This is a genomic window from Stenotrophomonas sp. 22385 (assembly GCF_052045085.1).
Taxonomy (GTDB): Bacteria; Pseudomonadota; Gammaproteobacteria; order Xanthomonadales; family Xanthomonadaceae; genus Stenotrophomonas.
Genome location: NZ_JBQEOG010000008.1, coordinates 259107 through 268776 on the forward strand (window position 1 = coordinate 259107; position 9670 = coordinate 268776).

Sequence of the window (9670 nt, forward strand, 5' to 3'; positions counted from 1 at the left end):
GATGCGCATCCGCAACGACCGGGTCCAGGACGAGGTTCACATCGATCTTGTACCCCTGATCGACGTCATCCTCGTGCTGATCATCTTCTTCGTGGTCACCACCACCTTCGACGCGCGCTCGACGCTGCAGCTGCAGCTGCCGACCGCCAGCCAGCAGGACACCACCGAGCCGCCGCGCTCGCTCAGCGTGCTGGTCAACGCCGAAGGGCGTTACTTCATCAACGACCAGGAAGTGCTGCGCACCGACGTGGAATCGGTCAAGCAGACCATTGCCGCCGTCGCCGGCAGCGACCGTGAGCAGACCGTGCTGCTGCGCGCCGATGCCCGCACCCCGTACCAGGCCGTGGTGACCGCCCAGGATGCCCTGGGCCAGCTCGGTTTCCGTCGCATCGCCATCGCTACCGCGCCGGAGGTGCGTCCATGAGTAAACAACACGCGCCGGTCTGGCCGATCTACAAACGCCTGCTGGGCTACACCCGCGCCTACTGGGTGTTCATGGTGGCCGCCGTCATCGCGATGGTGGTCGAGGCCCTGGCCGGCTACCACTTCACCAAACTGATGGAACCCCTGGTCAATCGTGGCTTCGTCAACCCCGAGCCGCGCATGGCAGTGATCCTGCCGTTGACCATCCTCGGGTTGTTCATGATGCGCAGCCTGGCCACCCTGGTCAGCGACTATGCGCTGGCCCGCACCGGGCGCAGCGTAGTACGCGATCTGCGCGAGCAGGTGCTCTCCAAGTACCTGCACCTGCCGTCGTCGCACTTCGACAGTGAAGCCACCCCGGTGATGGTCAGCCGCCTGAACTACGACACCGAGCAGGTCACGCAGGCCAGCGCCGATGCGCTCAAGACCCTGGTCGCCGACACCCTCACTATCATCGCCATGCTGGTGGTGATGTTGCAGATGAGCGTCAAGGTGACCGTGGCGATGCTGGTGGTCGTGCCGCTGATCGGCGTGATCGTCTCGTTCGTGGGCAAGCGTTACCGGCGCATCAGCCGTGGCATCCAGGACGGCATGGGCAGCATGGCGCAGACCGCCGAGCAGTCGCTGGCCGCGCAGCAGGAAGTCAAGGTGCATGGTACCCAGGCGCACGAGATATCGCGTTACTCGCGCCTGGCCAACCGCATGCTTGGCCTGAACATGAAGGTCGAAACCACCCGCGCGCTGGCCTCCAGCACCGTGCAGTTCCTGGCCGCGCTGGCGCTGGCCGTGATCGTGTGGGTGTCCACCCGCGAAGCGCTGGCCGGGCGCTTGAATGCGGGCCAGTTCATGGGCCTGATGACCTCGATGATGGCCATCATCCCGTCGCTGCGCCGCCTGACCAGCGTGCAGACCTCCATCTCGCGCGGCGTGGCCGCCGCCGAGCGCCTGTTCGGCATCCTCGACCTGCCGGTCGAGCGCGACGAAGGCAGCACCCGCGCCCAGCGCGTGCGTGGCGAGCTGTCGTTCCAGCACGTGATGCTGCGTTACCGCGAAGACACCGGCATCGCCCTGGACGACATCACATTCGATGCCAAGCCCGGCACCGTGACCGCCATCGTCGGTCGCTCCGGCAGCGGCAAGACCAGCCTGATCCGGCTGGTGCCGCGTTTCTATGAGCCCAGCGGCGGCCGCATCCTGCTCGATGGCGTGCCGCTGGACGACTACCCGCTGGCCGACCTGCGCCGCCAGGTCGCGATGGTCGGGCAGAAGGTCATGCTGTTCGACGATACCGTGGGCGCCAACATCGCCTACGGCATGGACGCCAGCGAGGAGCAGATCCGCGCGGCCGCCGAAGCGGCCAATGCATGGGAGTTCATCGAGCGCATGCCGCAGCAGCTGCAGACCCCGGTGGGCGAGAATGGCGCGCTGCTGTCCGGCGGCCAGCGCCAGCGCCTGGCGATCGCCCGCGCGATCCTGCGCGACGCGCCGGTGCTGATCCTCGATGAAGCCACCGCCGCGCTGGACAACGAGTCCGAGCGGCTGGTGCAGGATGCGCTGCAGCGCCTCATGCCCGAGCGCACCACGCTGGTGATCGCACATCGCCTGTCCACCATCGAACACGCCGACCAGGTACTGGTGATGGACCACGGCCGCATCGTCGAGCGCGGCACCCACAGCGAACTGCTGGCACTGGGCGGGCTGTACGAGCACCTGCACAAGATGCAGTTCCGCGAAAGGCAGCCCTGATGGCGTCCAAGGGTTCCCAGACGCCGTCGTACTGGTACGACGGCAGTGCGATTCCATTTGCCGCGCGCCTGCTGGCGCCGGTGTACGGCGCCGTGGTGGCACTGCGCCGTGGGCTGTATCGGCGCGGCTGGCGCAAGCGCCACGCGCTGCCGGTACCGGTGATCGTAGTGGGCAACGTGACCGCCGGCGGTACCGGCAAGACCCCGCTGACCATCGCGCTGGTGGACCGCCTGCTTGACGCGGGCTGGAAGCCGGGTGTGGCCAGTCGCGGTTATGGGCGCGAAGAGGCCAAGGTGCCGCGCTGGGTCGAGGCAGGTACGCCGACCGCGCTGGGCGGCGACGAACCGGTGCTGATCGCCTGGAAGACCGGCGTGCCGGTGCGGGTTGATGCCGACCGCGTGGCGGCCGGGAAGGCGCTGGTCGAAGCCGGCTGCAACATCATCGTCTGCGACGACGGCCTGCAGCACTATCGGCTGGCGCGCGACATCGAAATCGAGGTGGTGGACGCACAGCGCCGCTACGGCAACGGCCGGTTGATCCCGGCCGGGCCGCTGCGCGAGCCCGCCGAGCGCGCGCGCGACTGCGACTTCCGCGTGGTGAACCTGGGCCAGGCCAGCGCCGATCCGTCAGCGCTTGCCTCGTGCGGTTTCGGGGAGTGGGCGATGCAGCTGCATATCGACAGTGCACTACCGCTCAGCGGCGGCCGCGCCCGCGCGCTGTCGCACTTCCGTGGCCAGCGTGTGCACGCCGTGGCCGGCATTGCACACCCGCAGCGTTTCTTCGACATGCTGCGTGCGCATGGCATCGGCGTGGTTCCTCATGCCTTCGCCGATCACCATGCCTACCAGGCGGCGGACCTGCGCTTTGGCAGCGAACTGCCGGTGCTGATGACCGAAAAGGACGCGGTGAAATGCAAGGCGTTCGCGAACGAATGGCATTTCTCGGTGCCTCTGTCGGCTGATCTTCCCGCGGCGTTCTGGGTCAACCTGCTGGACCGCGTGGATAAACTCGGCAAGCGCTGAGCACCGTGTTTGCGGCACACTGGCCGTCACTGTTCCCGTGTATTGCCAAGAGATCCCCATGAGCGAGCCCGTCGATTTCGTCGTCGCCATTCCGGCGCGTTACGCCGCATCCCGGCTGCCAGGCAAGCCGCTGCGGCTGCTCGGCGGCAAGCCGCTGGTGCTGCGCGTGGCCGAGCGCGCGCTGCTGGCCGGCGCGCGCGAGGTCTGGGTCGCCACCGACGACGCGCGCATTGGCGAGGCCCTGCAGGGCCTGGACGGCGTCCAGGTGGCGATGACCGCCGCCGGCCATGCCTCCGGCACCGACCGGCTGGCCGAGTGCGCCCGCCAGGCGGGCTGGTCCGATGACACCGTGGTGGTGAATCTGCAGGGCGACGAGCCGTTCGCGCCTGCCGAGGGTATCCGCGCCGTGGCTGAAGCGCTGGTCTACAGCGGTGCGGAGATGGCGACGCTGGCGACCCCGGTGGAAGATGCCCAGACCCTGTTCGATCCCAACGTGGTCAAGGTGGTACGCCGGCAGAACCTGGACGCGCTGTACTTCAGCCGCGCTCCGATTCCCTGGCACCGGGACGCCTTCGCGCAGTCGCGCGAGCACCTGTCCGGATCCCATTGGCTCCGCCACATCGGCATCTATGCGTACCGTGCCGGGTTCCTGCACCAGTTTGCCGCATTGCCCCCGGGCGCGCTGGAACAGCTGGAATCGCTGGAGCAGCTGCGCGTGCTCGAGGCGGGCCATCGGCTGAGCGTGGCACTGTCTCCGGCCGCGTTCCCGCCGGGAATCGACACGCCCGAGGACCTGGCGCGCGCCGAGGGCTGGCTGGCCCGCCGCGAAATTGACGGTGGCACGACGGTTGCATGACGCCCAGTCCGGCATAATCAGCGCATGAACGTACAGCCCGTCCAGGATCTGCCCGAATTCGCCACGTGGCTCAATGCCGCCCCGACCACTCTGACCGAACTGCGCGGGCGCCCGGTGGTGCTGGCCTTCGTGAACGCCGCTTCGGTGTGGTGCGCGCACCGGCTCGCAGAGCTGGGCCAATGGCAGTCGCGCAACCCGGGCAAGCTGCAGGTGCTGGTCCTGCAGGTGCCGCGTTTCGACTTCGAGCGCGAACCGGAGCAGGCGCTGAAGCTGCTGCGCCGCCAGGGCGTGACCGTGCCGGCGCTGCTGGACGCTGATTGGGATGGCTGGCGCCGGTTCAACGTGACCGCATGGCCGACCCTGGTCCTGCTGGATGCGCAGGGCCGTGAGGTCGACCGCCTGGTGGGCTTCGGCGACGAGCTGGATCGTGCGCTCAACGCGCTCTGCCGGGGAACGGCGAGCCCGCTCGATGTCGATGCGTCGCGCCAACCCGAGCTGCATCCCGAGCCGCGCCTGCCGTTGCTGTTTCCGACCGCGTTGGCGGTGACCACCGAGCGGCTGTACATCGCAGACAGCGGCCACCACCGCGTCCTCGAATGCAGCCATGCCGGGCGCGTGCTTCGCCAGTTCGGGCTGGGCACCGCCGACATGATGGACGGCGGTCCGGGCGAGGCCGCCTTCAACCGTCCGCAGGGCCTGGCGGTGGAACGCGAATGGCTGTACGTGGCCGACACCGGCAACCACGCATTGCGCCGGATTCACCTGTTGACCGGCCAGGTCGACACGCTGTGCGGCAGTGGCCGGCCCGGCGATCCGCGCGAAGGCACGGTGGGCGATCCCCGCCAGACCCCGCTCAACCACCCTCAGGGGCTGGCAGTGGCCGACAACCAGGTACATATCGCCATGGCGGGCGACAACCGCATCTGGAGCTACCACCTGGGCCAGCGCACGCTGTCCTGGCGGGCCGGCTCCGGCGCGATCGACGACCGCGACGGCAGCGGCCACCTTGCCGCATTCGCGCAGCCGGTCGCACTGGCGGCGGTGCAGCAGGTGCTGTACGTATGCGACGCGCTGGGCTCTTCGATCCGCTCCATGCAGCTGCGCGGCGACCTGGTGCAGACGCTGGTGGGGCAGGGGCCGTGGACGTTCGGCGACCAGGACGGCCCGCGCGCGACCGCCCAGCTGCAGTACCCGCAGGCGATCGCGATGAGCCCGGATGCGCCGGTGCTGTGGATCGCCGATGCAGGCAACGGCTGCCTGCGTACCCTGCGCCTGGGCGGCGGTGAGTTGAACACCGTGGAGCTGCCGCGGCGCCTTCATGGTCCGGCCGGGCTGGCATTGGGCGGCGGTGCGGTGTGGATCGCCGAGACCGACGCCCACGCCGTTCTGCGTTTCGACCCTGTCAGCGGCGTATTGAGCGACGTGCCGATCAGCGAATGACTCCGAATACCGCTCCGGCCTTCGATGGAAAGGCATTCGCGGCCCACCTGAGTACCGCGCCCGGCGTGTACCGCATGTACGCCGCCGACGACACCCTGCTGTATGTGGGCAAGGCGCGCGCGCTGCGCAACCGGGTGGGCAGTTACTTCAACGGCGCGCCGAAGACCGCGCGGATCATGTCCATGCTGTCGCAGGTCGCGCGCATGGATGTGACCATCACCCGCTCCGAGGCCGAAGCGCTGCTGCTGGAAAACCAGCTGATCAAGTCGCTGTCGCCGCGCTACAACGTCTCGTTGCGGGACGACAAGACCTATCCCCACGTGCTGTTGACCCGTGAGGACTGGCCGCGTATCGCGCTGCACCGTGGGCCGCGCGCGGTGCCTGGCCGCTATTTCGGTCCGTACCCGGGCGTCACTGCGGTACGCGAGACGCTCAACCTGATGCACAAACTGTTCAAGCTGCGCAGTTGCGAGGACAGCGTGTTCCGCAACCGTTCGCGGCCCTGCCTGCAGTACCAGATCGGGCGCTGCAGCGCGCCGTGCGTGAACCTGGTGGCCGCCGACGACTATTCCGAATCGGTGCGGCGTGCCTCGATGTTCCTGGAAGGCAAGAGCGACCAGCTGGCGCGCGAACTCGGCACGCAGATGCAGGCAGCCAGCGAAGCACTGGAATTTGAACAGGCCGCACGCCTGCGCGACCTGGTCACGGCCCTGCGCAGCATGCAGACCCGGCAGTACGTGGATGGCCGCGCAGCGGACCTGGATGTACTCGCGTGCGCAACCCAGGGGGCCAGTGCCTGCGTGATGCTGCTGGCGTTCCGCGATGGCCGCAACATGGGCACGCGGCCGTTCTTCCCACGCACCAACGGCGAAGAAAGCGCGGACGAAGTGCTGGGCGCCTTCGTGTCGCAGTACTACGCCGAACATTCCCCGCCCCGCGAGATCCTGCTGGACCGCGAAATTCCCGATGCCAGCCTGATCGAATCGGCGCTCAGCGCGTCTGCCGAGGCCAAGGTGCAGCTGAAGTGGAACGTGCGCGGCGAACGTGCCGGTTATGTCGAGCTGGCCAGCCGCAACGCGCAGATCACGCTGGTCAGCGAACTCACCAGTCGCAGTGCCCAGCATGCGCGCAGCGAAGACCTGCGGCAGATGCTGGGCCTGGCCGAGCAGGTCAAGCGGGTGGAGTGCTTCGATATCAGCCACACGATGGGCGAAGCCACCGTGGCGTCGTGCGTGGTGTTCGACGCGAGTGGCCCGGTGCGCAGCCAGTATCGGCGTTTCAACATCAGCGGGATCGAGCCCGGTGATGATTACGCTGCCATGCGCCAGGCCATCGACCGCCGTTTCCGCCGCGCGGTGGAAGAGGAGGGCGTGCTGCCCGACCTGCTGCTGATCGACGGTGGCGCCGGCCAGCTGGCCCAGGCGCAGGCCGCATTGGCCGACCTTGGCGTGGAAGGGGTGATGCTGGTGGGCGTGGCCAAGGGGGTGGAGCGCCGCGCCGGGCACGAGGCACTGGTCATGCCCGACGGTCGCGAGCTGCGGCCGGGCGCGGCATCCCCAGCCCTGCAGTTCATCCAGCAGGTGCGCGACGAGGCCCACCGTTTCGCCATCACCGGCCATCGTGGCCGCCGCCAGAAAGCGCGGATGACCAGCAAGCTGGAGGACATTCCCGGCATCGGGCCGCGCCGGCGCGCCAGCCTGCTCAAGCATTTTGGCGGACTGGTGGGCCTCAAAGCGGCCGGCGAGGCGGAAATTGCCAGAGTGGAGGGCATCAATGACGCCCTCGCCGCGCGCATCTACGCTAACCTTCATGGACTGCCCACGCCCCCTGCGGCCGGCGAGTAGAGAGACGCAATGAAGTTGACCCTCCCCACCTGGCTGACGCTGCTGCGGATCGTGATGATCCCGGTGCTGGTGCTGGTGTTCTATCTTCCCTATACCTGGACCAATTTCGCTTCCGCGGCGATTTTCGGCATCGCCGCGCTGACCGACTGGCTCGATGGCTGGATCGCCCGCCGCTATGACCTGGCCTCGGCATTCGGTGCGTTCCTCGACCCGGTCGCCGACAAGCTGATGGTGGCCGTGGCGCTGTTCCTGATCGTGCAGGGCCACCCGACCCCCTGGATGGCATTCTGGGCCGCGGTGATTGTCGGGCGCGAAATCGCGGTATCGGCGCTGCGCGAATGGATGGCCGAAATCGGCCAGCGCGCCAAGGTCCGGGTGGCGTTGATCGGCAAGATCAAGACCACCGCGCAGATGGTCGCGCTGCTGTGCCTGCTGTATTCAGTGGCTCCGAATACGCCGGTGTCCGCCATCTGGATGGGCGAACCGGTGTTCCATATCGGCGACTGGACGCTGGCGATCGCCGCAGTGCTCACCCTGTTCTCCGGCCTGCAATACCTGCATGCGGCGTGGCCCAGCCTCCGCGAGGACGAACGTGCCGCGCGTGAAACCTCGCGCTTGAAAAAGAAGGGCTGAGGGCTGTTGACAGCACCGGGTTTGGCTGTAGAATTTCGCCTCCCAAGCGGGAATAGCTCAGTTGGTAGAGCGCAACCTTGCCAAGGTTGAGGTCGCGAGTTCGAGTCTCGTTTCCCGCTCCAGGTTCAGTAAAAAAAAAGCGACCTTCGGGTCGCTTTTTTCGTTGGCAGCCTCGCTTCTTTTCCGCTTCACCGACACTTCATGGCAGCTCCGCCTGCTGCGCCGATCCTGTGCGCCCACTCGCAGGATGGCACGCAATGAATACCCCCAATGGCGCATACGACTGGGACCTGGTCGTGGTCGGCGCCAGTTTCGCCGGCGCGGCCTGCGCGCTGGCCGCGGCCGCGTTCGGCCTGCGCGTGTGCGTGCTGGAACGCAAGGCAGATCCCGGCGCGCGCCTGCATACGACCGGCATCCTGGTCAAAGAGGTGATTGAGCAGACCTGGCTGCAACGCATTCCGCCGGCACTGCTGCAGCGCGTGGAACGTGTGCGCCTGTACGCGCCGAACCTGCGCAGCGTGCAGCTCGCCGCACCGGGCTACTACTTCATGACCACCGACACGCCGAACCTGATGCGCTGGCTGGCGGGCGAGCTGCCTGCCCATGGTGTCGAACTGCGCCTGCAGCAGTCGTTCACCGAGGCCGAGCGCGACGGTGAGGGCTGGCAGGTGGCCGGGGCGGGGCGTACGCGCTATCTGGTGGGGGCTGACGGCGCCGGCTCGCGCGTGGCCCAGCGCCTCGGGCTGGGGCGGGTGCGCGACACCCTGCTCGGGGTCGAGCAGGAGTTCGCCGGCCTGCAGTTGCCCGAAGGCGGCGCACTGCATTGCTTCGCCAGCCGTCGCTTCGCCCCCGGCTACATCGGCTGGGCCGCGCAGAACCCGACTGGCGTGCAGATCGGCCTGGCCCTTCGCCATGATCCTGCGCACGCGCGCCGGCCGGACCTTGCCGGCTTCCTTGCGCACGTACGCAGCGTGATCGGGCTTCCGGAGGCGGCCCGCCCCAGCGCGACCCGCGCCGGGCTGGTGCCCTGCGGGCGGGCGCGGGGACCCATCACCGCGCCCGGAGTGATCCTGACCGGTGACGCGGCCGGCATCGTCTCGCCGCTGTCGGCCGGCGGCATCCATTCGGCATGGCGGCACGGCTGGACGGTGGGGGATGCGGTGGCCCGCCACCTGCGCGGGAAGGGACCCGCGGCCGAAAGCGTTGCCGCCCACGCCGCGCCGACATTCCGTCGCAAGCGGGCGTTGCGCTGGGCCATGGACCACCTGCAGGCGGATTGGCCGCTCGACATGCTGCTGCAGTCCACCCTGTTGCGGCGGGTCGCCGAACAGGTCTATTTCCATCGGCGTGGCATGCGCATGCACGACTGAATACCACTGCATAAACATGTTGACGACGTGAAGGAATCCCGACACAATAGCGCTCCTTCGCCGCAGGTCAGGTCGAAGGAACGCAGTAGATCTGCGGGAATAGCTCAGTTGGTAGAGCGCAACCTTGCCAAGGTTGAGGTCGCGAGTTCGAGTCTCGTTTCCCGCTCCAGATTCCGACAAGGCCCCTTCGGGCCTTGTTCTTCTCCGCAGTGGCATGCGTGGAAACAGGTGTAAAGGGCTGGTGTGTTAGCCGTGGTTCCGGTAACATACGCGCCTGATTTTGCGGGAATAGCTCAGTTGGTAGAGCGCAACCTTGCCAAGGTTGAGGTCGCGAGT

General features: G+C 67.8%; 8 protein-coding genes and 2 tRNA genes. All 10 read left to right on the plus strand.

Annotation, left to right across the window (positions count from 1 at the left end; genetic code table 11):
• Nucleotide 1: 1 nt before the first annotated feature.
• On the plus strand, nucleotides 2-424 hold the full coding sequence (locus ACTJI4_RS15620; RefSeq protein ID WP_070209310.1) for an ExbD/TolR family protein: 423 nt from the start codon (nucleotides 2-4) through the stop codon (nucleotides 422-424).
• On the plus strand, nucleotides 421-2169 hold the full coding sequence (msbA, locus tag ACTJI4_RS15625) for a lipid A export permease/ATP-binding protein MsbA (protein WP_392916334.1): 1749 nt from the start codon (nucleotides 421-423) through the stop codon (nucleotides 2167-2169). The genes ACTJI4_RS15620 and msbA overlap by 4 nt, the downstream gene beginning before the upstream one ends.
• The gene (gene lpxK, locus ACTJI4_RS15630; RefSeq protein WP_440869867.1) at nucleotides 2169-3191 is read left to right on the plus strand and encodes a tetraacyldisaccharide 4'-kinase; all 1023 of its coding nucleotides are present in this window, start codon (nucleotides 2169-2171) and stop codon (nucleotides 3189-3191) included. The genes msbA and lpxK overlap by 1 nt, the downstream gene beginning before the upstream one ends.
• 58 nt (nucleotides 3192-3249) lie before the next feature.
• Nucleotides 3250-4047, plus strand: coding sequence for a 3-deoxy-manno-octulosonate cytidylyltransferase (kdsB, locus tag ACTJI4_RS15635; RefSeq protein WP_392916340.1), 798 nt, complete (start codon nucleotides 3250-3252; stop codon nucleotides 4045-4047).
• Nucleotides 4048-4071: 24 nt separating this feature from the next.
• A complete protein-coding gene (locus ACTJI4_RS15640) occupies nucleotides 4072-5487 on the plus strand; it encodes a hypothetical protein (protein ID WP_392916343.1) in 1416 nt (471 codons plus the stop codon).
• Nucleotides 5484-7331, plus strand: coding sequence for an excinuclease ABC subunit UvrC (gene uvrC, locus ACTJI4_RS15645; protein ID WP_440869868.1), 1848 nt, complete (start codon nucleotides 5484-5486; stop codon nucleotides 7329-7331). Before ACTJI4_RS15640 ends, uvrC begins: the two co-directional genes overlap by 4 nt.
• Nucleotides 7332-7340: 9 nt before the next feature.
• Nucleotides 7341-7964 (plus strand): CDP-diacylglycerol--glycerol-3-phosphate 3-phosphatidyltransferase, encoded by a 624-nt coding sequence (gene pgsA, locus ACTJI4_RS15650; RefSeq protein WP_392916349.1) that lies wholly within the window; start codon nucleotides 7341-7343, stop codon nucleotides 7962-7964.
• Between the two features lie 46 nt (nucleotides 7965-8010).
• Nucleotides 8011-8086 (plus strand) — tRNA-Gly (locus tag ACTJI4_RS15655).
• A 135-nt stretch (nucleotides 8087-8221) separates the two neighbouring features.
• A complete protein-coding gene (locus ACTJI4_RS15660; protein WP_392916352.1) occupies nucleotides 8222-9334 on the plus strand; it encodes an NAD(P)/FAD-dependent oxidoreductase in 1113 nt (370 codons plus the stop codon).
• 93 nt (nucleotides 9335-9427) lie between these two features.
• A tRNA-Gly gene (locus ACTJI4_RS15665) sits at nucleotides 9428-9503 on the plus strand.
• Nucleotides 9504-9670 lie beyond the last annotated feature (167 nt).